Origin of the sequence: Mesorhizobium sp. M1295, assembly GCF_040318135.1 — a bacterium.
Lineage (GTDB): Bacteria > Pseudomonadota > Alphaproteobacteria > Rhizobiales > Rhizobiaceae > Mesorhizobium.
Genome location: NZ_JAMYLU010000030.1, coordinates 19,511 through 44,000 on the forward strand (window position 1 = coordinate 19,511; position 24,490 = coordinate 44,000).

At 61.2% G+C, this 24,490-nt stretch carries 20 protein-coding genes and 1 pseudogene; 11 read left to right on the forward strand and 10 right to left on the reverse strand.

Features of this window, described 5'->3' with window-relative positions:
• Nucleotides 1–56: 56 nt before the first annotated feature.
• The 8 genes from NKH29_RS28720 to NKH29_RS28755 all read right to left on the reverse strand — a co-directional run bounded on the left by NKH29_RS28720 (nucleotide 57) and on the right by NKH29_RS28755 (nucleotide 10,518).
• Nucleotides 57–896, reverse strand: a complete 840-nt coding sequence (locus tag NKH29_RS28720; protein ID WP_352450585.1) for a class I SAM-dependent methyltransferase — start codon at nucleotides 894–896, stop codon at nucleotides 57–59.
• 28 nt (nucleotides 897–924) lie between these two features.
• A complete protein-coding gene (locus NKH29_RS28725; RefSeq protein ID WP_353001151.1) occupies nucleotides 925–2,241 on the reverse strand; it encodes a lipopolysaccharide biosynthesis protein in 1,317 nt (438 codons plus the stop codon).
• On the reverse strand, nucleotides 2,232–3,509 hold the full coding sequence (locus tag NKH29_RS28730; RefSeq protein WP_352450583.1) for a glycosyltransferase family 4 protein: 1,278 nt from the start codon (nucleotides 3,507–3,509) through the stop codon (nucleotides 2,232–2,234). The genes NKH29_RS28725 and NKH29_RS28730 overlap by 10 nt, the downstream gene beginning before the upstream one ends.
• Nucleotides 3,510–3,523: 14 nt before the next feature.
• Nucleotides 3,524–4,168: a hypothetical protein gene (locus tag NKH29_RS28735; RefSeq protein WP_352450582.1), complete on the reverse strand. Its 645-nt coding sequence runs from the start codon at nucleotides 4,166–4,168 to the stop codon at nucleotides 3,524–3,526.
• Nucleotides 4,169–4,268: 100 nt separating this feature from the next.
• Nucleotides 4,269–6,020 (reverse strand): putative glycosyltransferase family protein, encoded by a 1,752-nt coding sequence (locus tag NKH29_RS28740; RefSeq protein ID WP_353001152.1) that lies wholly within the window; start codon nucleotides 6,018–6,020, stop codon nucleotides 4,269–4,271.
• 224 nt (nucleotides 6,021–6,244) lie between these two features.
• Nucleotides 6,245–7,390, reverse strand: a complete 1,146-nt coding sequence (locus NKH29_RS28745; RefSeq protein WP_352450580.1) for a glycosyltransferase family 4 protein — start codon at nucleotides 7,388–7,390, stop codon at nucleotides 6,245–6,247.
• Nucleotides 7,390–8,196, reverse strand: a complete 807-nt coding sequence (locus tag NKH29_RS28750; RefSeq protein ID WP_352450579.1) for a glycosyltransferase family 2 protein — start codon at nucleotides 8,194–8,196, stop codon at nucleotides 7,390–7,392. Before NKH29_RS28750 ends, NKH29_RS28745 begins: the two co-directional genes overlap by 1 nt.
• Before the next feature lie 666 nt (nucleotides 8,197–8,862).
• Nucleotides 8,863–10,518, reverse strand: a complete 1,656-nt coding sequence (locus NKH29_RS28755) for a glucosamine inositolphosphorylceramide transferase family protein (RefSeq protein WP_352744549.1) — start codon at nucleotides 10,516–10,518, stop codon at nucleotides 8,863–8,865.
• A gap of 340 nt (nucleotides 10,519–10,858) precedes the next feature.
• Between NKH29_RS28755 and NKH29_RS28760 the strand changes: the two genes are divergently transcribed.
• From NKH29_RS28760 to NKH29_RS28775, 4 genes are all read left to right on the forward strand, one after another.
• Complete coding sequence (locus tag NKH29_RS28760) at nucleotides 10,859–11,149, forward strand: hypothetical protein (protein ID WP_352746488.1); 291 nt, start codon at nucleotides 10,859–10,861, stop codon at nucleotides 11,147–11,149.
• A 192-nt stretch (nucleotides 11,150–11,341) separates the two neighbouring features.
• Complete coding sequence (locus tag NKH29_RS28765) at nucleotides 11,342–12,508, forward strand: glycosyltransferase family 2 protein (protein WP_353001153.1); 1,167 nt, start codon at nucleotides 11,342–11,344, stop codon at nucleotides 12,506–12,508.
• Entirely contained in the window at nucleotides 12,509–14,125 is a 1,617-nt protein-coding gene (locus NKH29_RS28770; RefSeq protein WP_353001154.1) for a Rossmann-fold NAD(P)-binding domain-containing protein, read from the forward strand.
• A 7-nt stretch (nucleotides 14,126–14,132) separates the two neighbouring features.
• Complete coding sequence (locus tag NKH29_RS28775) at nucleotides 14,133–15,005, forward strand: NAD-dependent epimerase/dehydratase family protein (RefSeq protein WP_353001155.1); 873 nt, start codon at nucleotides 14,133–14,135, stop codon at nucleotides 15,003–15,005.
• Nucleotides 15,006–15,662: 657 nt separating this feature from the next.
• Here the strand turns inward: NKH29_RS28775 and NKH29_RS28780 are convergent.
• Nucleotides 15,663–16,445, reverse strand: coding sequence for an FkbM family methyltransferase (locus tag NKH29_RS28780; protein ID WP_353001156.1), 783 nt, complete (start codon nucleotides 16,443–16,445; stop codon nucleotides 15,663–15,665).
• Nucleotides 16,446–16,678: 233 nt separating this feature from the next.
• On the opposite strand from NKH29_RS28780, the pseudogene NKH29_RS32745 reads away from it, so the two are divergent.
• Together NKH29_RS32745 and NKH29_RS28785 are read left to right on the forward strand one after the other, a co-directional pair.
• A pseudogene (locus tag NKH29_RS32745) lies at nucleotides 16,679–17,128 on the forward strand (SOS response-associated peptidase family protein); the annotation flags it as partial.
• A 182-nt stretch (nucleotides 17,129–17,310) separates the two neighbouring features.
• Nucleotides 17,311–18,162 carry a glycoside hydrolase family 16 protein gene (locus NKH29_RS28785; RefSeq protein WP_352821907.1) on the forward strand — a complete coding sequence of 284 codons (852 nt, stop codon included), beginning with the start codon at nucleotides 17,311–17,313 and terminating at the stop codon, nucleotides 18,160–18,162.
• Nucleotides 18,163–18,311: 149 nt separating this feature from the next.
• Here the strand turns inward: NKH29_RS28785 and NKH29_RS28790 are convergent, their stop codons facing one another.
• Nucleotides 18,312–18,497, reverse strand: a complete 186-nt coding sequence (locus NKH29_RS28790) for a hypothetical protein (protein WP_353001170.1) — start codon at nucleotides 18,495–18,497, stop codon at nucleotides 18,312–18,314.
• A 774-nt stretch (nucleotides 18,498–19,271) separates the two neighbouring features.
• Between NKH29_RS28790 and NKH29_RS28795 the strand changes: the two genes are divergently transcribed.
• Genes NKH29_RS28795 through NKH29_RS28815 form a run of 5 tightly spaced genes read left to right on the forward strand, consistent with a single transcriptional unit; the run spans nucleotide 19,272 to nucleotide 24,165 of the window.
• Entirely contained in the window at nucleotides 19,272–20,249 is a 978-nt protein-coding gene (locus NKH29_RS28795) for an NAD-dependent epimerase/dehydratase family protein (RefSeq protein WP_352450570.1), read from the forward strand.
• Nucleotides 20,249–22,171, forward strand: a complete 1,923-nt coding sequence (locus NKH29_RS28800) for an HAD-IIIA family hydrolase (protein ID WP_353001167.1) — start codon at nucleotides 20,249–20,251, stop codon at nucleotides 22,169–22,171. Before NKH29_RS28795 ends, NKH29_RS28800 begins: the two co-directional genes overlap by 1 nt.
• Nucleotides 22,168–23,169: a GHMP family kinase ATP-binding protein gene (locus NKH29_RS28805; protein ID WP_353001157.1), complete on the forward strand. Its 1,002-nt coding sequence runs from the start codon at nucleotides 22,168–22,170 to the stop codon at nucleotides 23,167–23,169. The genes NKH29_RS28800 and NKH29_RS28805 overlap by 4 nt, the downstream gene beginning before the upstream one ends.
• Entirely contained in the window at nucleotides 23,166–23,822 is a 657-nt protein-coding gene (locus NKH29_RS28810) for an SIS domain-containing protein (protein ID WP_352746473.1), read from the forward strand. The genes NKH29_RS28805 and NKH29_RS28810 overlap by 4 nt, the downstream gene beginning before the upstream one ends.
• Before the next feature lie 13 nt (nucleotides 23,823–23,835).
• Nucleotides 23,836–24,165 carry a hypothetical protein gene (locus tag NKH29_RS28815; protein ID WP_352746471.1) on the forward strand — a complete coding sequence of 110 codons (330 nt, stop codon included), beginning with the start codon at nucleotides 23,836–23,838 and terminating at the stop codon, nucleotides 24,163–24,165.
• Nucleotides 24,166–24,490: the final 325 nt, after the last annotated feature.

A 24,490-nucleotide genomic window follows, 5' to 3' on the forward strand; every position in this document is an offset into this window, starting at 1 on the left:
GAATACAATTCGTCATGGCTCGGCGGAGTGGAGCACCGGTCTCCGAAGCTGGCCAGTTAAGTGTGGCCGACGGGGCGGGTCGCTACGACCAGGGTTGAAACGCCGAATTTCCGCAAAGCCGTTTTTTCGATCCGTGGCATGAGCCGCCGGTAGGTCGGTATCACGCTAGCCGGCAGCCATTGATAACGCTCCAACACCGGCAGCACATAGTCGACCTTCTGTATCTCGAAACCCGCCGCAGCCACAATATTCCGCAATTCATGCGGCCAGTAGTTCCGTGCCGCCATAACGCGAGCCGACCACGAACTCGGCAGCCAAGGAAGCAGTGGGATAGGGAAACCGAAATTGCGGCCCAGAAACCGCATCCCATGGCCCTCGAATGGAAACCAGCGATTTGGACTCATCACGACCAGATGACCGCCGGGCCGCAGGACTCGCCAAATTTCGCGCAGCGTGGCCGCCTCATTGGCGACGTGCTCAAGAACCTCATTCAACAATGTCGCATCAACGGACGCATCCGGTAATGGGAAGTCGTCGGTGCAGCAGTGGTATTCGATCGCATCTGGCCGCCGATTAAGCTTCTCATCATTCACCAGCTTGCGAGCGATGGCCTCGTCGATCCTCGATCGTTCAGGATCGACACCAATGACTTTCTGGGCACCCCAGGCGACCAGGGCCTCGGTGTAGCCGCCCTCGGCACAGCCGCAGTCGAGCCACACTCCCTGTAGCAGTCCCAGGTCTCTCAACTTGCCGAGCCTGTAAGCAACATTGCTTCCGATCGCGGTCGAGTCGCCGGGATGGGGGTAGCGTGGCGCAGTACGCGCGCGCGATAAAGAATTCTCGCTTGTCGCGATGACCCGCAGGCCATCCAATTGCGGTCGATAACGTTGCGCCATGAGCGGTGTCTCCTCAAGTCTCAGATGGTTACGCAACCGGCGGCCCTTCGTGCACAGGACCGCCGGCGGAATTCAGGTTCATCGCGAAGGCCAAAGTCAGGGCCGCGCACACGCCCTCGATGCTAACGGCGAGCGTCCAGCCCAGGACCAGGCCTTGAAGTCCGCCAAGCTTCGCCCCCGCGATCACGAGGCACAGCTCCAGCAACCCGCCCAGCGCGAACCAGCGAGATGCCTTGCGCATCCTGTCGCCCAGCCGCGCCAGCGTGCAGGCATGAAATTTGAGCGTTGATCCCAACAGGCTGAAGCCGAGGAAGCGCAGGCTCGAACCGGCGATCTCAGGATAGGCCGGATTGAAGACCGCAAGGATCTCCTGCGAATAGGTGAAGACGAAGACGGCGCAGACCAGCGAGAAGAGCAATGACGCCGTCAGCGACATAAGGATGTCGCGTCTCGATTGTTTCGGGCTTGTTCTGACCACGGGGAACAGGATCGTGGCCATGGCTGCGGGAATCAACGAGGCCAAGGAGACCAGCATCCACAACGGCATGAAGGCGGCATTGGTGGTCGGCGACAGGAGAACCAGCACAAGGTAGGGCATGATGGTGCCCGGGGCCTGCAAAGCCACATCGAGCGCGTAGTGGTCGAACACCTTGCGTCGGAGCGCATGGAGCAGCTGGAAATCGGGGGTCCCAAAGAGGCGACGCGCGCCGCCCCGGGTCAAGAGATCGACGCCGATACAGGCCGCCAGCAAGCCGGCCACCCAGGTCAGAAGAAGCGCGGCATTGGAGGCGTAGCCGGCGGCCGCGGCGAGCAGCATCAGCTTGAACGTGGAGAACAGCACTTGCCGGATCATCTTGCCGGTGCTGCGCAGGTTGCCCATGAACGCCGTATCGGCCACGATCCCGAGAACGGTCAGGCCGCAGCCGAGGACGAAGGTAACGCCCACGAACAAGCCGTCGATCGGCCCGGTCGGGCTGTTGAGGTACGCCTCCCCGAAGACAAACAACAAGGCCAGGCCGACCGCCAGCGCCACCCCGACGCACGCTGCAGCGGCCACGAGGCCGCGCTCCTTGCCGGGATGCCGGACGATTTCACCCATCAGCAACGTCCCCAGCCCGGCGTCCCCCAGCAGGCCGATGAGCGCCATCACGGACAGGAGGGCGGAGACGTTGCCGATCACCTCAGGCGGAAACAGCCGGGCCGCGAGCCACCAATAGACAAACCCGAGACCGGCCGTTGCAGTCGTTCCGATCGCCAGAGCGCCGGAATTCATGACGAACGCGGCGCTCTTTCGAAGCTCCCGGCGCAGGCGAATAATGGCCGTCCCGGCGGGGTCTACCGGCATGACGGCTCTCCCGAACCTTGGTTTGCCGGCACCGCAGGCCTGCTGGCGGCTGGGCGCAGGACGTCCCGGTAGACCTGCTCGATCCGGGTCACGACCGCTCCGGCCTTGAGGCATCCAACCCTGGCGAGGCTTGTCGTCTCCAGGCGGGCCAGCAAGGCGCGGTCATCCAGAAGTGTCTGCATTGCGTGGGCGAGGGCGTGCGCGTCGCCGGGCGGCACGAGAAGCCCTGTTTCCCCATGATCGACGATATCCGGCATGCCGCCGACATCGGTTGCGATGACTGCCTTGCCGGAAGCCATGGCTTCCATGATGACCGTCGCGCAGGCTTCAGGTCCCACCGATGGTAGCACGCCGAACAGTGAGCGCCGCCATGCATGCATGATGGCGGAATGCGGCCACGTACCGAAGACGCGGACGTTCGGCGGAAACTCGGTTGGTGTATCGGCGGCCCGGCGCCCGATCAGGACCAGCTGCGGCGCCCGCTCCAGGCCGGCATAGGCTTGCAGGAGAACGTCAATGCCCTTGAGGCGCGCCATGTCGCCGACGAACAGGATGAATCCATGCCCAGGTAGCTCCCGCAGGCAGGGATCTTCCGGGCCAAGTACCTCGACATTGTCGGGCACGAAGTTGGGAATGACCTCGTAGGGGGCGCGGCCTTGGGTGAGGCCGGTGTGGCTGGCCACCGCGTGGCTCACCGCGATGAAGCGGTCCACAGCGCGCCGAGCGCCGAAGCTCGAAGCCCAGTTGCCCAAGGTGGTCGCGGCTGCCTTCACGGCTCCGTAATGCCCGGTGGCGCAAGGTAAGCACTTGGCCGGTGCTGGGCCACTGCAGAGATGGGTCCCCAAGTGCATGAAGTTCTTCTTGGCGCAGACAAGGCCGTAGTCGTGCAGAGTGACCACGAGGCGTGCCCCACTGAGAACTTTGACCGGCAGGAAGGACGCGTAGATCCAGTTGTGGGCGTGGACGATGTCCGGCCTCTCCTGAGCGACCAGCCGCTTCAGGGCTAGCACCAGTTCGGGATCCGGGAAAGGTGGTGCGTGGCGGCGCTCGGGATCGGTGTGGAGGCCTGACAGACGCTGGAGCGTGCCGCGCAAGCGGTGCACGCGAACCGCGCCGTCCAGCTCGGTTGCGGGCGATCCGGGATGCATCAAGGTCCCGACGCTGACATGATGGCCCCGCTCCACCAACGCCGCGCCGAGGTTGCGGACGTGCCGCTCCTCTCCCCCGATCACCGGAGGATAGAACTGCGATAGCAGCAGGATGCGCATGGTACAGCCTCGTTTTAGATCCGCGGCACAAGCGTCGAAACGCTGCGATAGAGCCGGTTGTCTTCCGGTCGATAAAGCCGCGCCTCGGCCGTCTGGCGAGTTGCCAAGACGGGCACCGGGATTTCCCGCGCCCAAGTGTCGCCCGGCGCGATGGTGAGCGATCGGAAAACGGCGAACGGCTGCCCATCGAGGGTGATTTCCAGGTCGAATCGCTGAGGTCGAGTCTCGGCGCTCCTGATGCCGACGGTGATCCGGCCGGACTCGCCACCGGCCGACGGCAACAACCAGAACGCGGTGTATTTGAATTCCCGGTAGGCCGCTTCGTCTCGGACGGCCAACGCATAGGCTCCGGTCGCTACAAGCAGCGCTAGCATGAGCGCAGCCCCCTGCCAGAGCCGGACCCGCGCCGGAGCCGGCCAGGCTGGCAGATCGGGAGTGTCGCGGCGGCCGGCGGCCACCAGTGCCGCGGCGGCCGTCACCGCCCAGAACCACACCGCCCAGCCGAGCGGCGTAAGGAAGCCTGCGGCGTTCAGGGCAAAGCCCCCGGCGATGCTGGCGGCCAGGCTTGCTCCGACCGCGTAGACGAAGTGTTCCAACGCGGAGGTTGTCCTGACGCCAATGGCCCGCAGCACCGTGTGGCCCGAGACGAGGAACACCATGGGCGCGCCCAGGGCAGTACGGAGGAGCAAGCTGTCGCTGACCGCAACGGCCGCCACCGCGGCCCCCGCCCACAGGCACGCGGCCAGAAGGTCCCACTTGCTACAAAATCTCATGCAATCCCCTCACGTCATAGATGACGATCCAGCCGTTGTCGTAGATGCGGGTGACGCCCTTGACCTCATTGAACTTGAGCAGCGCTGCGCCCGAGAGCGGCGCTCCCTGCCGCGCTTCCCACGGCTGGAAGTAAAAGCCGAGCACCGGCGGAGCCGTAGTCAGGCGCAGGTCAATCAGCAGGAAATCGATGTTGCTTCGCGCCAAGGCCCAAAACTCGTCGGGCCCCAATGTCTCGGCCTCGAAAATTCGCGCGGGATCGACGCCTTCGACGATGGTGACCCTAACGTCCTGCCGGCCGTAGCCCGCAAGCAGAAGGCGGTTGATGCGGTCGGTGGTGAAGCGGTTGCCAGCACCGAGCCATTCCTTGGCCCAGCGTGCCGTTTCGATCCCCATCGGCTCGATGGATTCGTGATCCGCGGCCACCCTGTAGCGCCCATGGATCGGATTAATCGAAGAGCTCGTGACGCCGCCCAGGACGATGATCACCAGAGCAACGGCCGGTGCGATGCGGCGCCACCCGCGTGGCGTGCGTCCCTGCCAGAAGTGGACGATGCTCACCGCGACGACCAGCCCGACGGCGATGAACACGAACGTTCCCATGCGGTTGCCGACTTCCCATCCGGCGACGGTCAGTCGGAAGGCCACCGAGACTGGGAGCCCGAAGGCCAGCAAGCTGAGGAGCACGAGGCGGCTATCGCGCCAGCGGCGTTTAAGAATGTCCTGGATCGGACGCCAACCGGACCGCGCACCACTCGGCGCTGCCATGGCCAGCGACCGAAAGAATCCCGTTGCCAGTCCGAGGGCCACCAGCAGGAGCGCCAGCAAGGTGGTCAGCCGCATGTAGAGCGCCTTGTCCGGCGCTCCGAGGTGCTCCGACCGCGGGGTGGGCGCGCCCAGGATGTTCCGGAGCAATGTGTCGAGACCGGACTCGATCACCGGGCCGAGATAGCCTGTGAGAGGGATGCCACGGGCCTGCACCCACAGGGACGGCAGGGCTATGGCGAGGATCGCCGCGAGGCCCACGGCAGTGCTGGTCTTGATCCGCAGGGGATCGTGCCGGCGCAACGTCTCGAGCGCCGCCAGCGCTCCGAAATAGATGGCGGCGAAGGCGGCAGAGAGGTGATGCGTGACCGCGAGGCTTGCCAACAGCAAGGCAATCAGCCCGAACGACTTCAGCCTCGGTCGCCCGACGAGATCCTTGGACGCTGCTTCGACCGCGAAGGTCAGCACGCATAGCACGATACCGAGGCTCTCGTAGGAGAACATCGAATCGAACAGGAAGAAGGTTGAGCAGCCCATATAGGCCAGACAGGCGATGGCCGAGATACGCGGCGACCCAGCGATGCTTTCGAGGAACAGAAACAGGGCACCGATGAACGTGCCCTTGAGGATGGCCAACAAGAGCGTCCCCGCCACAAACAAGGGCAGTCCCGTCAGATCGACGATCGCCGTCGTCAGGATTTCCAGGGCGGGATAGGTTGGCCCGATCGGGAAAAGCGGGTTGGACAGGAACAGCCGGCGGGCCGTGATGAGATCCTGGGCCGCGATCCAGTGCAAGACCTCGTCGTAACCGCTGAAGCTCGTCGGGGAATAGACGTTCTTGCAATAGAACAGGGCTTCGGCAAGCAGCAACAGGAGGAACAGGCGCTCACCCCGGGCTGTTGTCGGCCAGGCGATGCGAAGGCTGGTCGGAGCGACCAGGAGAACGACACCGGACCAGAAGAGCGGCGGCGCCACGTCATAGCCGCGGCGCCCGGCCGCGTGACCGGCCACGACCAGGAGTAGAGCCGCGGCGATCGTCAGGCATAGAACCGCAATCCATCCGGAATTGGCGCGTTGCGACGGGGCATCGGCGCTGCCGTCGCGAAGGTCGGGACCGACAACGGCCGAGACGAATCGTATCCCGGCCTGAAGCGGGTTGATCCTGGTTCCCGCGCTGAAATGAGCCGGCATCATCAGCATCATGCCCTCGTCGCAGGAGGCCACGATGTCACGCCGCCGGGGCCCAAGCGGAGCATGGATCGGCTGCCGAGAACATCATAATAAACGTGGTTCAGCGCATGCGCGCAGGCATCCCAGTCCGGCAGGGCCAAATCCGGGACCTCCCGATGCGCCTCCAGTTCCTGGGCCATGGCGGCGGCCAGCTCTCCAGGACCGGCGTTGGGCGGAATCGCCCGGCACAGGCCATTGGCGGCCAGCTCCCGCAGACCGGACGTGTCGCTGACGAGGACCGGACGGCGCAGCGACAGGGCTTCCATCACAGCGATCGGATGGGCTTCGTATTCGCTGAACAGCACGAATAGCGCGGCGCTCGCCAGCAGGTCTGCCATTTTCTGCCGCTCGGATCCGGGGATGCCCGCAATGGTGACCCGCTTCTCGAGGCCGAGCGTCGCGACGAGGCGCCGCAATTCTCCCTCGTACGGGCCTGTTCCAACGATGTGCAGTCGCACGTCCGGTACCCGGCGGATCAGTTCGGGCAAGGCCGCGATCGCCCGGTGATGGCCCTTGTAGCGCTCCAGCCTGCCGCCCGAGACGATCAGATGCGGATCGACCTTGATGCCGGGGCTCGGAGCCGGCATCGCAGCGCCGTTCGGGATGACGACAAACCGTTCGCGCGGCACGCGCATTCTGGCGCTGAAGAAGCTGGCCTCGAATTCGGAGACGCCGATCAGCCGCGCGGCGCGGGCCACCAGCGGTCGAAGCAGCGCGTGCTGTGTGCCGCGCACGGCATTGCGCAGCCGGGAGGAATGCCCGCCGCTGTGGAAGGTCAGGATGAACGGCAGGTCCCCGCGAAGGGTCGCGAGCAGCCCGATCGGCGCCACGAAGCTGTTGTAACCTTGGAAATGGATCAGATCCCATGCCCCGCGCCGGATCGCGGTATAAATGCCGGGCGCAACATAGAGGTCCAGCTCCCTCGGCCAGGCCGGCACGCGCTGCACGCGCATACCGCGCACCTCCTCCTCAGCCGGCAACTCCCCCGAGGGATCGGTAGTGAGCACGTCGACGGCGTGGCCACGCGCCACCAAGCGGGGACCGACTTCCTGGATGTGAGTTTCGATGCCACCTATGAGGGGGTAGCAGCGAGCGGCAACCATCAGGATTCGCATCAGGTCTGTCCACCGACAACACAGGCTGTCGCGCTCCGCCTGCGCTGTTGGTGCACCCTCTCGCGCAGGATGGTTTTCAGGACGCGCCAGCCGTCCGGCATGGCGCGCAGATGGCTCACGCCGCTGATGCGCGGAGCCTCGAAACTCGCCACCTCGACGATATTGAGGTGGTTCTTCAAGGCCCGCACGTTGATGAGGGTCTCGATCTCGAACCCATCGCAATCGCAGTCCAGCGTGGCGACGTGCTTGGTCCAGAAGGCTATGTATCCGTAGCATAGATCGGAGAACCAACCGCCATAGAGCAGCCGCACGAACAGGGTCAGCCCCTTATTGCCGAACATCCGGAACAGCGACATGTCGTCGGTGCCGGCGCCCTGGATAAAGCGTGAACCCTTAACGAGATCCGCGCCGGCCATCAGCGCACTGACAAAGACGATCGCCTCCTCCGGCACCATGGAGCCGTCAGCGTCCAGCATGACGATGATTTCGCCTGTGGCGGCCAGGAATCCCGCTTGCAGTGCAGCGCCCTTGCCCCGCCGGGGCTCCATCACGACCTTCACGTCCTCTCGCAGGCGGCGCGCGACCGCGACCGTATCGTCAGTCGAACGCCCATCTACGATAATGATCTCATGCGCCCAGTTGGGGATGCGCGGCAGAAGCCACGGGAGGTTCTCGGCTTCATTGAGCGTCGGGACGACGAAGCTGACTCGGGGCAGAGTCAGCGATCCCCGCAGCGCGACATTTAACGGGTCAGGCGGCGATGTGGCACCGACGGGGGCGAGAATGCCGGAGAGACGGGCGTTCATGGCAGCGCTTTGAGGTCGTACGATGGGACCCATCCGGGGAGCATATTGTGCTTCCATGACCCCATGAGCTCCCCGAAAATCCGGTGCTCCACATAGCGCGCACGCAAATGCGCGGCCAGCGACAAGCCGCGGCGGCCAGCTCCAATGACCGCCACATCCACGGATGTGCTTGATCCAACCATATGCGGACTCCCGGCCGTTATGAAATGAAGATGAAATGAAAGAGGATTGGCAAGCTTGTCGCCCCCTAATATTGGGTTGTGATGCGACGATTACTGATGCAGATCTGAAATGGAAGGACGATAGATGGTTATGAAAAGCAAATAGATGATTAGCTCTTTTGGGGTATCCCTACAGGTTATTTCCAGCCATACGACCAGCGCGGATAGTACGGCAGCGGCACCGATCACCTTCAGCAGCTGTGTTGGCAGCGTTGCCAAACCCGTTTTAGACCTCTGGGTCCACCTTCAACCCCAGCGAGGACATTCATCGACCCGCGGCTGGGACTAGCTCACAGCGACACTTTCTATTGAGCGAACCGTGCAGAAGGCAGCGAAGCTCGCCGGCGCGAAGAAATGAACGTCCAGCGCAACGCTGACTTGCCACTGGCCAGAAGCTGCGAAGTGCAGGTGGGCTCGCTCCTTCACTTGGCCGTGATTTCCGAGCTTATTTTGTGCCCGAGAAGGGTCGAGCGCGCCCGGCCCTTCGCAGGCGGGGCACCTTGCGCTCGACCGCCTGGCTACGGGTAACTAACCCGGGCAAAACCGGCCAAGAGAGCGACCGCCCACGCGGTCCCGAGACCCCGCGCGGTCCCGAGACCGGCGCGTTGGGTATCAGCACACGATACGAGGTCGTGACCTCTCGCAAACCCCGGATATGCCCGAACAGGTCGATCACCTCCAGGCCAGACCGGCGATTGTAGGTGTGACACCCCAACGCTCCGGACCAAATGCGACCGACCGGGGTCTGGGCAAACTCCGACGCGCCGAGCGCATCAATCTGGCAGAACGTCACCGCGCCGCCATAACCGCGCGCGCAGTCTTGGACCGGGCGTAGCGTGCGTCCGCCATGTCGGATGACGGCGCCTGCGGGACGGCTGAGCCTTGCATCGAGCAGGACGGGGTTGGCGGCATGGGGCGTCCAGGACCCAGTCAGGCTCTCGGCACGGTAGAGGCTGAGAAGATCCCAGGATGTGGACCTCCAAAGCCTTGGGCTGACGAAAAACCAAAAGCCGCCCTCATGGCAGAGCGGCGTGGTATCGTAGCCCTCAATGCCTTCCATGAGACAGGCCTCCCGCGTCCACCGGTAAGGGAATTCCACTGCCCTGTAGAGGCTGACATTCTTGGCCGCCCCCGATTCGGGGATCATCCAGATCTGCCCATCCTGCTCGAACACGAACGGGTACGAGAGGTGATGCGGTTCCTCTACGACGATCCGGGATGCGCCGGCTGTCCCGTCCCGGTTCACTGCCACGACCGCAATGCACCCCCGGTTCTTCGAGTAGAGGTACTGTTCGACAAAGATGAAATTCTGCCCCTGGTGCCGGAACGGGAACGGGTCGGCAAGGTAGCTGTCGGCATTTCCGGTGAGCACCCGGAAGGCTGCTTCGCCTTTGTCGAGCAGGCTCGCCGATTCATCGAAGCGCCAGCCAATCCCCCACATCCTGCCGCCCCTCGCCAGGACGTCCAAAAGCCCGATCGCCTTCGATGCAACCGTGCCGCTCGCCCTTGCAAGCGCCGAAAGCGCGCCAAACGAGGGCACTGCCGTCCGCGGACCGCGGATACCGGACGCAGTTGAACCGCTTTCCTCGCACAGGGCTTTGAGGATCAGCGGCACAGCGCAGGAAAGGGCGCTGTCGAGCCTCGCTGCCAATAATTCACGGTCTGCACTGGCCGGACGCGCCGTCCACGGCCGCAACGGGCGCGCCGTGTCATGCAGGTCGACGAGAAGATCCTGATGATTCACCCAGGCCGCCACAACTCCGATCTCGCCGGGTGCGCCGTTGAAGACCGGGGTGAGCACGCGCCGCCCCGCCGGGAGCGATTCTGCGCCGCTCAAATCGATCACCACATCCACTTGGTCGGCCGGAGGCGGCGGCAGGCACCGCAGCGCCGCCTGGACGGGGTCGATGGCGCCGTTCCCGCGAAAGCCACAGACCAGTTGTTCGAGTTCCAGCAGCAGACGGCAGATTATCGGCAGCGGGCAGCGACCGGCCGCCAAAGCGCAGAAGACTTCGTTGCCGGGCACTTCAGCGAGCGCTTCTGCCAGCCAGAGGTGCCACCGCAGCAGCCGGGACGAATCGAGACTCAGGCAAATGCGCATTGTTGTTCTCACGGCCGATTTCAAAAAGCCAGCTTACAGCTTCCACGAGAACCACCTCAGGCGATCCGCCTACCCTGGATTCCGCCGCAGGCACGCGAGCCAAGGGCGGCAGATAGAAAGCCGCAGCGCGAGGATGGTTTCCACCCACCATGGTTGCGGGGACTCGCCATGTCGGGAGCCGAACACTTGATTGGGAGATGCCTGAGCACGGGTCCATACTCGAGCGACTGGAAACGGCTAAGCACCACTATGCCCGAACGACGCCGTGGCTGTGTGAGGTCAGAGGAGGTAATCCTTAGGGGCCATTGCACCCTGTGGCCGGCGAGAGCCAAATGCCAGGATGATCATCGACTGGCAACGAGTGAAAAATGGGCTGCGGAACGCCGGACTGCGGGTGCTGGTGTCCGCGTTGCTGTCCGTTCCGGCAGTCGCGAGCGCCGCGGACGATCCGTCGGCAACATCCCTCATCAAGACTTCCGGAACGAACTTTGCGTTGGACGGCAGGCCGTTCTTCGTGACCGGCGTAAACAACCACTATCTGACCTACCGGTTGCAGGCTGAGGTCACCCGCGTGCTCGACGACGCGGTGGCGATGGGCGCCAATGTGGTCCGCACCTTCTCCAGCCGGTGATCGGGTCGCTCGACGGAAGCAAGCCTACGATGGCGCAAACCTCGGCCCTGGTTGGTAACTTTTTATGCTGAAAACCGGCTTCCGGGTAGGCCGAATCCCGCGTGGAAGCCTGCGTTTCAAAAACCAAGACCATCGCACGTCTATCAAAGAGTTTGGACAGACATTGGCAGCTCAAGTCGGGAGAATTCCTAGATGCGTATTCTGATGCTTGCGCAATCCTATATCTCGATTGGCGTTGGCCAGCGGGGCCACGTCCGCAACCTAACTATCGGTCTCGCCCGCCGCGGTCATGACGTTGCCGTTGCCACAACCGGTCAGCCTGGATCCAAAACCGGGCAGCCCGAGGATGGCGTCAGCAGCGAATGCCGGCAGCCGCCCCCTACGATCTCAGTGATTATCTGTGCCTACTCCGAGGACAGATGGGAGCTGTTGCTTCAGTCGGTGGCCTCGGTTCAGGAGCAGACCTTGCAACCCCGCGAGATCATCGTATCTGTCGACCAGCCCCTGTTCCACCGTTGTGCCGCGCACTGGGCTGACTTCGCAGCATCCGCCCCTCCGATACGGGTGATCCAGAACAAGTATGACGGGCACCTGGGGGCGGCCCGAAACACGGCAGCCGAGACAGCCACTGGAGAGATCCTGGCGTTCCTGGACGACGATGCGGCGGCCGACAGGGACTGGCTCGAGATTCTCATCGAACCCTACCGGGATAAGCGCATCGGCGCCGTCGGCGGGCGCCCCATACCGGTTTTCGAGACGAGCCGCCCGGCCTGGTTTCCTGTGCAGTTCGACTGGGTGTTCGGATGCGCTTATGACGGCCTTCCGACCAGCCGAGGTCCTTTGGCTCACCTCATAGGAGCCAACATGTCGGTGCGGCGGACCCTCCTCGAGCAGGTGGGAGGGTTCCACTCCGACCGTCACGACGACATGGACATGTGTCACCGCGTGGCGCACCTCAGGGGCAGTGAGGCAGTCATCTACGAACCAGCGGCGACCGTTCGCCACTTCGTGCCCGCCTCACGGCCGACCTGGAGGTACTTCTGGCGCCGCTGCCTGTTCGTCAACAAGGGGAAGGTCGAGGCCTTTGCCCAGATGGGCGACGCGGCCACACTGGGTGCAGAGGCCCGCTTCGCCTGGTACGCGCTGACCAAGGGCCTACCGCGGGAGATTTTGCAGGCGGCCAAGGGTGACGCCCACGGGCTGGCCCGGTCCGCGGCGATAGTCGCTGGCGTGGGGCTGGCCGCGGTAGGCCACGTCGCCGGCCGGATCGAGCTGGTGCGGCGCTTGCGCCGGCGGCGCCAACAGGCAACCAAGCAGATACTGGACACAGCCGCGCAAGGCGATGGGCGCGGCAAGTAGATGCCGTCTTCGATAATCATTGGTTCGGGTCCGGCTGCAGCCGCCGCCGTGTTGGCGCTGTCCGATAAACCGGACGAGAAGGTAACCGTGTTCGATCCGGGCACCGTGCTTGACGCGGAGACGCAAGAGGTAATCTCCAGGATGTCCAAGCTGCGTGTCGACAACTGGGATGAGGAGGACGTCCGCGGGGTCAGCCTGCAACCCAAGCGGATCCGGTCCGATTCGCTGCCTGAAAAGAGAAGCTACGGATCCGATTTCCCGTTTGTCAACAAGGGCCAGCTCGACGGCGTCCACTCCGAGGGTAGAGTCAACTCAGCTGTCATATCAAGCGCCTACGGGGGGTTCAGCAACGTCTGGGGAGCCCAGATCATGCCCTTCAGCGCCGCCTCGTTCAAGGGATGGCCGTTCGACTTCTCGGATATGGAAGAGCACTATCGGACGATCCTGGGTCACATTCCTTTCGCTGGAGAGTCCGACGATCTCGAGGAGTGGTTCCCGCTCATCGGATCCCCGGACCCGCTTCCGCCGCTGGCGCCGCGGGCGCAGATGGTCCTGGCCAACTACGACCGGCACCGCGATCGAGTGCGCTCCGCGGGAATAACGATAGGCCGCGCCCGCCTCGCCTTCTCAGCGCCCGAATGCCAGCCCTGCGGGCTGTGCATGACTGGGTGCCCGCGGTCGCTAGTCTATTCGGCCTCGCACAGCTTCGATCGCTTCAGGCGCAGCGGGAGGATCGCCTACCACAGCGGGCTGCTGGCGGTGCGAGTTGACCAGGAGGGCGACACGGCCGTCGTGCAGGCCCGGGAGCTGTCCAGCGGCCGGATCCAGCGATTCACCGCCGACCGGGTCTTCGTGGGCTGCGGAGCAGTCGGGACCACCCGGCTGATCCTGGGCTCGCTCGGATCGGACCAGCCGGTATATCTTTCGGAATCGGCTCAATTCGTTCTTCCAATGATGTCCATGAAGCCGACCCCAGACCCACGTACAAGGCGCGAGTTCACACTCAACCAGTTCAACATGGTCATCGTCCGGGACGACGAAGGCTTCGATGTCTCACAGATTCACTTCTATCCGTTCAACCAGGCATACTACGATGCGCTTCCCGGCTTCCTCCAACATCCCGCCGCCGCCTTCGTGACGGATCGACTCCTGAGCCGGTTGACGGTAGGCCTCGGCTATTTGCCGTCCTGGGCGTCACCTAAGATCCGGGTCACGGCCCAGCTGCCCGCAGCTCCTGATGAGCTACCCCAGATCACCCTTGCTTCGGAGGGCTTCAGCGAGGCCAGGGTCAGGGGCAAAGACGTGCCTCCGATGCTGCCTGACGTAATAAAGCGGATCCGCAGGGCGGCACCTTACCTTGACTTGTGGCCAGTCACGCCGCGGATGCTGTGGTCGGGCGGGGCTAAGAGCTACCACTTTGGCGGCAGCTTTCCCCACGCCAGTGAGCCGGATACCGGGAGTGCGTCGACAGACCGCCTCGGGCGGCTGGCGCGCTGGGACCGTATCCATCTCATCGACGGGTCGGTTTTCCCAAATGTTCCAGCTACTACCTTTACCCTGACTGTGATGGCCAATTCTCATCGCATCGCCTGCGAAGCGATGCAGCTGACGGGTTGAGCGTTCTATGCGTGTCGGTATCACCGGAGCCAACGGATATGTCGGGACCATCCTGCGTGCCGCCTTCGCCGAAGAAGGGCATGAGGTCATCGCGTTCGCCCGTTCGAACCGGGTGACCTCCGACTCTGCCACCGCAATGGTTGGCGTCGCCGAGTGGCGCCCATACGAGATCAAGCGCCCGCCGTCGGGGGCCGCATTGAGCGACCTAGATGTGCTCATCCACGGTGCATGGGACCTGGCTCTCGTCAGCGCCGGCGATGTGTGGGGTGTCAATGTGTCCGGCTCGCAGCACCTCCTGCGTAATGCCGCCGACGCAGGGGTTCGCCGGGTCATTTTTATCTCCTCGATGTCCGCCTGTAAGGGAACCCGACAGTTGTACGGTCAGGCGAAGCTGGCCTGCGAGCGCACCGCCAGCAGTCTGGGAGGTGTCTCCACCCGCCTCGGACTGGTGTACGGCCCCGGTTGGGGCGGGATGGCAGGCGCGCTCCGCAAGCTCACCAACCTGCCAGTCACACCTCTCATCGGAGCGCGCTCCCATCAGTTCACCGTGCATGAGGCGGACATGGCAGCCGCCATGGTGCGTATTGCCGAGTCGGACATGCCCCTGCCGGAACCGGTAGGGCTGGCCAACCCCGAACCGGTACCGTTCCGACGGCTCATGAAAGAGATCGCCGCATCACAAGGCAGAACACTGCGCGCCGTCGCCGTGCCCTGGCAGCTTGTCAGTGGCGTCCTCAAGGCAGCTGAGGCCCTGCATGTCCCCCTACCCTTCCGATCCGACTCCATCCTTGGGCTCGTGCACCCGGCGGCAGAGGTTCCCGGTGTAGAGCGGCTCAAGCAACTCGGAATCGAGTTTCGGAGCTTCTCGCTGGAGCCCTAAACAGTATGGGAGATCCCACGGCCTTGCCGTGTGACACTAGCAGTTTGACGTTTCCGGGCGTCGACGACTTTCGCCTTCGTGAGCCTCCACGCTTGAGCCGCTTGAGAGGCTCAAGTCTGAAGGCCCCCGGCTTTGCCGGGTGGATGGCTACTCTAGCACATTGCGTGGACATTCTCAGTCGAAGACCGGCGCGATGCGCCAAGAGACATTACCCGCAAACAGCGAAATTGTGCGGTCGGCGCGGTAGCGAAGGCGTCTGGATGCGCGAGGCCGGCGAGATCGCTGAGGAAGCTGAGGCGGCCGGCCCTCGCGACGCCGTCAGCGCGTCGAGCCAACGACCTTCATGCAGCCTCGCTCGGCACGCGGCCTATCGGAGGTAGCTCATAGGAAAGCATTATCGCGTCTACGTTCTGAACGAACATGGCCAATTTATGGGCGGGGTCAACCTCGCCTGCACGGACGACGATGCAGCGAAAGAGCACGCCAACCGGTTAGCAGTATGGCCATGAGGTGGAGCTTTGGCGACTGGTTGCGCAGTTTGTGCCAAGGCCGCCGTGGAAGTCGCGATGAAATTCTCGGACGACCTGATGCGCGAGTCCTCCGTCGCTCAGAAGTACGACGAAGCTTCGCAGCGGGGAGCCGGTTTTCCGAAAGAGACTAACGAACGGCGTTCAGTTCAAGTCGCTGTGCGAAGCGCTGGCTCGCAGACCTGTCAGGAAGAAACAGCACATCGGCAGATTTGGTGCCGGTTGTTCTGGCCTCAATCTCGGATTGGCTTGCCTTTCGGCGCCCGGTCCGGGTCAGCCAGTATGCCTCGTATCCGTTATCCGACAAGAGGCGCAGGACTACCAAAACCGACGCCCCGAACTTGTTCAATCCCTGGTCGGAAAGTTCGACGAACAGGGCCGGGCGGGCGAACCTCAGGATCTCGATCATGCCCTGAAGCGTCAGCAGTTCGGCACCCTGCACATCGATTTTCACGAGCGCCGGGCGCCGGGGTCCCTTGTCCGCGAGCAGTCCGTCGAGCGTCACGGCGGTGACCGGCACGCCGGTACCGTTCTGGGAAAGCTTGTGGTCGGCCGGATAAAGCGGGTTGATTTCGAGAAAGGTCGTGCCGGGCTCGGCGGCGGCGACCACCCTCAGCGCCTCGACGCGGCCAAGGAGACCCGCGCGCTCGAGCGCGCAAATCAGGCCGCTGTAATTCTGATCCTCCGGCTCGATGGCGATCACCTTTCCGCCATCACCGACCCATTCAGCAAAGCGGACCGAGAAGAAGCCGACATTGGCGCCGACGTCGATGACCAGCGATCCGTCTGGCACGAATTCCCTGAGCTGATCGATTGGGCCTGCTTCAAAATACCTTTTGTACAGGGGATAAAGCGCAAGATAGGCGCGGTGGAAAAGCGGAAGACTCTGCAGGCCGAGCTTGGCGGTCAGCACGTATAGCCTGATAGCCGAATCTCTTAGGAAAACTTTGAGCATTCAGGAACCATCCATGACACCGATGCAGGATTGTTGACAGTGACTTGTCGAGGGGCCCCGCTCGGAGGGCCGCATCGCAACGATCTTCGTTCGGCTATGCAGACTTTATCACTCGATCAAGGCCTGATCGCGGGAATAAGGAGCTACCTCCCGAGGATCGGCGTCGACACACCGCCCCAAGACCACCTGGCTGGATAATGCCGCCACCGCCACGAGCCGGGAGGTTTCCAAATTACGAACATCAGGAGCACTTCCTCGCATCACCGGCTGGCGTGGCTCAGCTCGGAAAAACCATTGTTTGGTCCCGGCGAACAGCTTCGCTGAGTACGCTCCCGAGCCCAGCCCGGTGACCCAAAAAAACGTGGTCTGGTTCGCCCTGAGGCATGTGGACGGCATTCAACGGCGGCCGACGGACGAAGTCCAAACCCTTGCCCGGACCGCACTATGTTTATGGCTTCCTCACGCCGGCGCCGAACGAGCCGATCCATCCCAAGGTCATGCCGTAATCACACCACGGATGAGGAGCACGACGTTTGGATGTGCGTGCGACATGGGATGAGGCGACGGCGTTGCTGCGGCCGGATGATGGGCTGAAGATTGTACTGCGCGGCGAGGACAAGAGGGTCAGGCAGCAGCCTTAGACCGACTGAGACTTCTATAACCCGGTGCCCTATGGTCGCATCGAGGTCCACCTGCCGCGCCGCAATAAAGTCGGGGTAACCAGTCCTCGTCGTTTCACTATAAGCTTGGCTGTGCCATCGGTAAGCGGCGGCGACCATTGCAATCGCATCTCGGTCAAGCCCCTCGTTACGAGGAGGGCAATATGAAAAGTATATCGAAGTACATTTGTTTCACAGCGCTCATGATCGTCACGTGCTGCACGAGTGGTGGAGGTGGTGGATCGTCGCTGCTACCCCCGGCTGGGTACACTACCAGTCAGCTGATATTCGAGGACACCTTCACGGGGCACTCGCTCGACTCCACGAAGTGGACACCGGCGATCGCGGACCAGAACGGTATCTGGCAGCAGAGCGTGCCGTCGCCGTACTCCGCGGTGAACGCTGGCGGATTCAACGCCGAGTACTTCGACCCGGCTCAGATCAGCACTGGCCCATCAGGCTTGAAGATCGTTGCGACGAGAAGCAACCGGTTCGCCGGGTACACGTGGAAGTCGGGCGCCATCTGCACGCACGGCAAGTTCACGTTTGCCGGTGGCTACGCCCAGATACGCATGAAGCAGCCGGACGTCAGCACTGGCGGATGGCCAGGCTTCTGGCATCTCGAGGGCGGGGCCGAGATCGACACGCAGGAGGGCGGGTTCCTCAACGGCTCCGTGTCGAGCAACGGAGTGCTGGCAAACGCCTTGTTGGCTGCCACCAACGAGCAGCGGTTCTTCGATGCTGGTGTGGACCTGTCGGCCGACTACCACGTCTGGGGCATGGAGTACATACCGGGCGTGTCAATCAAGTTCTATTTCGATGGTGTGCTCAAGCGAACCGTCACTACGAACGTGCCGACCGATGCCATGACCCTGCTCATTAATCTGAGTATCGCCAACAGCAGCGCGTCTGGCTGGCACACGGCCTACGACAGTTCGACCCCGGCAACGCTCGAACTGGAGGTGACCGACGTTCAGGTCTACCACCTGAGCATGACCGACAGCATCGAGGGGTGACGATACGAAAGTGAGCGCTGCGTACTGCTCGTAGAACGGAGCAGGAACTAAGCGGCGAGTAGCGAGACTGGCCGGCGCAGCGGCCGCAAGCCGTCGGTGGGCGTCGGATCGGCGCCCCAGACGTAGTCCCCCGTCAGACCGACATGCTCTCACCCTAGCGGCGCGACGTGCTTCACGAACTCGGCCTCAACGGTGCGCTTCCCGCAGGTGAACATGCCGATAGCGAGCACATTGACTTTCATGAACCTCAGGAGGTCGATGTCATCCTTGTCCCATTCGATCACCTGCGATCGATCATGGCAGCGGTTCGATTGGCACGGTTCGTCGACCCGCACGGCGGCGGTTATCCACGCGGAGGCAAATGAGATTGATGCGGCGCGCGCCCGACGCCTTCAGCTGAAGCGCCTCGCAAGTTGGGCGGTGAGCTTGTGCGAGGGTCTCCGCGGCGCCGATCGGTTCCGCGAAGGCGCGACGGACTTCGATCAGTTCCTGCGGGGCGGATCGGCTCGATTGGCTTGCCGACATGGCCGGTCGCGAGGCCGACGAGCCAACCGGCTCACTGGACAGTGGTACCAGCGATGAGAACCTATCACTGTTCGGGGCCTTCATCGCGACGGTCACACCATCATCCGGTTCCGCATGCCACCGAATTCGCCGATCGCGCGGGCCGACAGATCACGCTGCACGAATCCTCAACGACGATGTGGCATCGGGCAAGAATTCGCTTCTGAACGCCATGAGGTTGCTCCCATGAGTCTTCTGGAGAGCCTGCGAATCGCCACGCACGCGCTTCGCGGGATCAGGCTGCGGAGCGCCTTGACCGTTCTTGGGATCGCCGTTGGCGTCGCCGCACAGGCGAGCGCGGTGCAATTCAGTCCGGATCAGCAAAATGGGGCTACCCCTGAGGAACGATCGCGGATCGGAGAAAACCATGCGATGAATTCAGAATGACGCGTGAGACGCATGACCTTAACGACGAGCGCAGAGCTTAACGCCAAGCCCGGTCGAACTCCCGGCTCTCCAGCGGTCAAGGCTTGTAAATGGAAGTTGTCATTGCAATCCCGAAGACTTAAGGCGCCAAAGCTTACGCACGAATAGGGCAAATCCGATTGGGTGAACCGCACGCTATTCTTGTATCGGGAGTTGCGGGCTTCGTAGGAAGCAAGCTCGCAAGGCTCTTTGTTGATCGTGGATATCCGGTCTTCGGCTTTGATGACCTGTCACGAGGTTCTCGGCAAAACCTAAGTGGCCTCCTCACGCATGAGAGGTTCATTTTTGAGAAGGTGGATCTCTCAGACGCCGGTGCAGTGAGAAGCCGCTTTATGAATTGTCACAGTCGCATTCCGATTTCCGAAGTTTGGCACATGGCTGCCAATTCGGACATTGCTGCGGGAATCGCCGATGCCTCTGTTGATCTACGCGACACCTTTCTATCGACGTTCAACGTGTTGAACGCGATGAAGGAGGCGGGGGTTCCGTTCCTTGCTTTCGCTTCCAGTTCAGCAGTATACGGCGATTTGGGAGAGGCTCCGATTAGAGAGGATGTCGGGCCGCTGCTGCCCGTTTCCAATTACGGTGCTATGAAGCTCGCATCGGAGGCGCTAATCAGCGCTGCCGTCGAGAACTGGCTAGCTCGGGCTTTGCTCTTTCGCTTTCCGAACGTGATCGGCGTCCCAGCAACACACGGTGTCATTCTAGATTTCGTGAGAAAGCTTCGGATCACGCCAAACAAGCTGAATGTTTTGGGATCGGGGCGACAGCAGAAAGCATATCTTCACGTCAATGATCTGATTGATGCAATTGTATACTTGCGTGCGAACGCATCCGAGCGGCTTGGCTATTACAATATCGGCCCCGGGGACAACGGGGTAACCGTTAGCTTCATAGCGGAGACGACTGTCGGGGCTGTCGCACCGGGCGCGGGGATCGAATATGGAGTTGAAGACCGCGGTTGGACGGGGGATGTTCCCCGATTTTCCTATGACATAGCAAAAATCAGTGCACTCGGTTGGCGGCCCCAGCTTGGTTCGGCTGATGCTGTTCGAAAAGCCGTCGTAGAAATCGTGCGACAGGAAGGACACCTGTGATGCAGGCGGTTGTACTTGCGGGCGGTCGAGGGACGCGGCTCAGGAGCCGGACAAGTGACTTGCCTAAGTCGCTGGTCAACGTTGGCGGCAGGCCACTTCTTGAGCATCAAATCGTCCTCGCTAAGCAACACGGTATCGAGAGGATCTTGATTCTGGTGAACCACGCTGCCGAGCAAATCGTGGAGTTTTGCAATCAGCGCGAGAATTGGGGGATTGACGTTCTTTGCGTAAATGACGGTGCGCCTCGCGGGACTGCTGGAGCAGTTCTGTCCGTTTTGGATCTGCTCGACGACGACTTCCTTACGATCTATGGCGACACGATGCTCGACATCGATCTCACCCGCTTCAAGTGCTTCCATGAAAAACACAAGGCAGCAGCCGCAACAGTTTTCACCCATCCGAATGATCACCCGCATGATTCCGATCTGATAGACACGTCAGAAGACGGTATGGTTACCGCGTTCTATCCATATCCACACGATCCCGGTTGCTATTACCCCAACAAGGTCAGCGCGGCTCTTTACTATATTCGAAGACAAGCTTTATTCCGGTGGCGCGCCACAGTAACTCCGCTCGACTTTGGCAAAGACCTTTTTCCTGAAATGCTTCGGGCCGGTATGAAAATTAGAAGCTACAACAGCCCTGAGTACATAAAAGACGCTGGGACCCCGGCGCGACTTGACAAGGTTTGCGCCGACTTTGAATCGGGCTGCATAGCCCGAGCTTCCCTCACTTCTCCGCAGAAAGCAGTATTTTTGGACAGGGATGGGTGCATCAATGTTGACTATGGACACATCGATCGTCCCGAACGCTTCGAACTGATTGACGGAGCTGCGGCCGCGATCGCTTGTTTCAACCGAGCCGAATACCGGACAATTGTCGTCACTAACCAACCCGTTGTGGCCCGAGGCAATTGCTCTGCACGAGACTTGCGGATGATCCATAACAAGATGGAGACTGAGCTTGGCCGCTGTGGAGCTTTTGTTGATGCCATCTATTTCTGCCCGCACCATCCAGATCGCGGCTTTATCGGTGAGGTGGAAGAGCTGAAGATCCGCTGTGAATGCCGCAAGCCTTCTATTGGGTTGATTAATGAGGCCGTCGAGGCATTCAATATCGATCGCAGCCAATCCTGGGTCATCGGCGATTCATCTACGGATGTCGCTCTTGCAAAGCGGTCTGGCATCAGATCGATCCTCGTCGAGACGGGCGCGGGCGGGTTGGATAGCAAGTATCATGTCACGCCTGACTATACTGTCTCAGACTTGTTGGAGGCAGCTAAGTTCATTCTCGCCGTTCATCCACCCTTGATAAATTCAGCATCTGATCTGATCTCCCATGTGAAGCCAGGTGATGTTTGTTTCGTAGGGGGCCTCTCCCGGAGCGGAAAGAGTTTTCTTTCCAGCGCTATCGCGGAGGTTCTTCGCGGGCGCGGCTTTGAGACGGAAATCGTTGCTCTTGATCGCTGGATACAGTCCGTCGCGGATCGCGAACCAACCGTGATGGGTCGCACCAATGTGGACGAGATCAGGCAGGTTCTAAGCCGCTTAGTGGGAGTTCGCTCTCGCGAGACGCACGAACTGCCCTTTTACGAAAAGCTCAGCCGCATATCGCATCCAAGATCGGAAAGGATAACCGTTTCTCCGGAAACCGTCCTGGTCGTGGAAGGAACCGTCGCTCTTTGGCTGTCCGATCTGGTTTTGGGCGGTCGTGCACACACATTTTTCGTTGATATTGATGAGGAGGTGCGGATGTCCAGAGTAGCGCGAGAATACTTGCGGCGAGGTATGGATTGGGGGACTGCAGCCAGTATTTACAGTTCGCGCCAAGAGGACGAGACACCGATCGTGTTGGCATCGCGGGCGCAAGCTGAACATTGCGTCCAATTGCGGGCGATTGAGCTGACAGAGGCAGTTCAATGATCATTAGTCAGACGCCGTTTCGAGTCAGCTTTGTGGGAGGTGGTAGCGATCTTCCTGCCTTCTATCGGCAGGAAGGTGGCGCCGTCCTAAGCGTTGCTATCGACAAGTACGTCTACGTGAATGTGAACCGCAAGTTCGATAGTGGCACTCGAATCGCTTATTCGAAAACGGAAGAAGTAGACAGTGTTGAGGACATCCAGCATCCGATTGTAAGGGCGACGATGGGATATCTTGGGATCCCTGGAGGAGTTGAGATAACAACTATTGCCGATATTCCTTCGAAGGGAACAGGACTTGGATCCTCAAGCACTTTTACCGTTGGCCTTCTGCATGCACTAAACGCGTTTCGTGGGCAGTATGTCTCCAAAGCAAGGCTCGGCGCTGATAGTTGTCGCATTGAGATCGAACTTTGTGGCGCTCCCATTGGAAAGCAAGATCAATACGCCGCCGCTTTTGGGGGGTTGAATCTTATCGAGTTTCACCCTGATGAAAGCGTCTCGGTGTCACCAATCATATGCCCAGGTGATTTTATCGCTTCAATTGAGAAACAAGTTCTCATGTTTTACACCGGCATTACGCGTAGTGCTTCAGACATTCTCGTCCGACAGTCAGAGGGCATCGCAAGAGCACCGGACAAGCGGAAAGCGCTCAGGCGGATGGTCGAGCTCACGTATCACCTTCGTGATGAACTGCATCGATGCAACCTCGACGCCTTCGGCGAAATCCTCCATGAGAACTGGCTCTTAAAAAAGAGCCTCTCTGAAGAAATCACGAACGATGTAATCGATGGCTGGTACCGAACTGCGTTGCGAGCAGGTGCCACGGGCGGCAAGTTACTTGGAGCAGGTGCAGGAGGTTTTCTCATGTTCTTCGCGCCTCTCGATCGCCACGACGCAATCAAAGTAGCCCTCGGGGAGCTAAAGCATATCCCTGCGAAGTTCGACTTCGTCGGGAGTCGCATCGTTCATTATCAACCGACATCGGAGGCCACCCAATGAATGACTTCAGCGGCAGCGCTCAAGTATATTTCGAGAAGCTCGAGACCGTTCTGGCTTCATTAGATCACCAGAGCTTTGATAACGCAGTAGCCTTGGTCGCGCAGGCACAGGAAGACGGCAAGCAAATAATCACCCTTGGAAATGGTGGCAGTTCACTGACAGCGCTACACTTTATCACGGACTGGAACAAGAGCATCTATCTCTCTACGAAGCGCCCGTTTCGTGGTCGGACGCTGATCGACAATGTGGGCCTTACATTTGCCTACGCCAACGATGTTTCTTTCGAGGATGTATTCGTCGAGCAGCTGAAGAACATCCTGAACGATGGCGACTTGGTCATTGCCATTTCGGGCAGCGGGAACTCGGAAAACGTTTTGCGTGCTGTTCGATACGCTAATGATCATAGCGCAGTCACGTTGGGTCTTTGTGGATATAGTGGAGGAGCGCTCAAGCAGATCGTCCAACACGTGGTTTGGGCGAATGTGAATGACATGCAACTAGCGGAAGATATACATTCTATGTTCGGGCATGTCGTTATGCAGCGTCTTTGTTTTGGAAGTACACAACAGTGGAGCGATTGGCGACAACGGCTCAGCGCTGCTGGAGGCCTCAATTCAAATCGAGCTGGCGCCGAGACGGCTTGGCAACCCTGATCGAGAACAAGCCATGCCGCAGTTGGACGAACGCGGCCAATTTATAGGGGGGGTCAACCTTGCCTGTACATACGACGATACGGCGAAAGAGCAGGCCAGGCGGTTCGCAGACGGCCGCAAGTGGAGCTTCGGCGCCTGGTTGCGCCGTTCAAATTTGACAATCCGCGGGACCGGCCCGCGGCTACGAAGCGCCCTCGCGCCCGAGGGCGACGTTTCAGCCATTTCAAAGAGCCACTTAAGGACCATACTTCCCTTGGGTCTTCGCGCTGTTCAGATCTTGAAAAATTCGATCCTGATGCAGGCGCGCTGGCGTGGCGATCAAACGGCCTGTCCGGTGCTGTAGGGGCTGCGCTCGATGACTCGATGACGGTGCCAGCCTTCCACCTCGATCCGCGCAAACGGCACGGTCGAACATCCGGGCCTGCAGTTCCACCGTTCCACCCACAAGCACGTCAGCTAGTCCGCCACGCAGCAACGGCAGATATTCCGGCTGCCCCTCTCGATCACCTCATGGACACGGGCGGTGCGCTCGAGCCACGGATGCCCAAACCAGCGCAACATTTCAGCCGAAGGACACGGTTTTGGTAGGGCGTCCGGAAGGCTGTTTCGGTGCGGCCGTTCGACACACTGCCTACATTAGAAGGTGTTAATAAGTTATCGTCTAGCCT

What these genes read in the sequence shown, in the direction of transcription:
- NKH29_RS28730 (WP_352450583.1), bottom strand. Translation starts at nt 3,509, where the DNA reads ATGCGCATCCTGCTGCTATCGCAGTTCTATCCTCCGGTGATCGGGGGA.
- NKH29_RS28750 (WP_352450579.1), bottom strand. Translation starts at nt 8,196, where the DNA reads ATGAACGCCCGTCTCTCCGGCATTCTCGCCCCCGTCGGTGCCACATCG.
- NKH29_RS28755 (WP_352744549.1), bottom strand. Translation starts at nt 10,518, where the DNA reads ATGCGCATTTGCCTGAGTCTCGATTCGTCCCGGCTGCTGCGGTGGCAC.
- NKH29_RS28800 (WP_353001167.1), top strand. Translation starts at nt 20,249, where the DNA reads ATGCAGGCGGTTGTACTTGCGGGCGGTCGAGGGACGCGGCTCAGGAGC.
- NKH29_RS28815 (WP_352746471.1), top strand. Translation starts at nt 23,836, where the DNA reads ATGCCGCAGTTGGACGAACGCGGCCAATTTATAGGGGGGGTCAACCTT.
- NKH29_RS28810 (WP_352746473.1), top strand. Translation starts at nt 23,166, where the DNA reads ATGAATGACTTCAGCGGCAGCGCTCAAGTATATTTCGAGAAGCTCGAG.
- NKH29_RS28770 (WP_353001154.1), top strand. Translation starts at nt 12,509, where the DNA reads ATGCCGTCTTCGATAATCATTGGTTCGGGTCCGGCTGCAGCCGCCGCC.
- NKH29_RS28725 (WP_353001151.1), bottom strand. Translation starts at nt 2,241, where the DNA reads ATGCCGGTAGACCCCGCCGGGACGGCCATTATTCGCCTGCGCCGGGAG.
- NKH29_RS28775 (WP_353001155.1), top strand. Translation starts at nt 14,133, where the DNA reads ATGCGTGTCGGTATCACCGGAGCCAACGGATATGTCGGGACCATCCTG.
- NKH29_RS28805 (WP_353001157.1), top strand. Translation starts at nt 22,168, where the DNA reads ATGATCATTAGTCAGACGCCGTTTCGAGTCAGCTTTGTGGGAGGTGGT.
- NKH29_RS28745 (WP_352450580.1), bottom strand. Translation starts at nt 7,390, where the DNA reads ATGCGAATCCTGATGGTTGCCGCTCGCTGCTACCCCCTCATAGGTGGC.
- NKH29_RS28760 (WP_352746488.1), top strand. Translation starts at nt 10,859, where the DNA reads ATGATCATCGACTGGCAACGAGTGAAAAATGGGCTGCGGAACGCCGGA.
- NKH29_RS28735 (WP_352450582.1), bottom strand. Translation starts at nt 4,168, where the DNA reads ATGGTGTTCCTCGTCTCGGGCCACACGGTGCTGCGGGCCATTGGCGTC.
- NKH29_RS28765 (WP_353001153.1), top strand. Translation starts at nt 11,342, where the DNA reads ATGCGTATTCTGATGCTTGCGCAATCCTATATCTCGATTGGCGTTGGC.
- NKH29_RS28720 (WP_352450585.1), bottom strand. Translation starts at nt 896, where the DNA reads ATGGCGCAACGTTATCGACCGCAATTGGATGGCCTGCGGGTCATCGCG.
- NKH29_RS28785 (WP_352821907.1), top strand. Translation starts at nt 17,311, where the DNA reads ATGAAAAGTATATCGAAGTACATTTGTTTCACAGCGCTCATGATCGTC.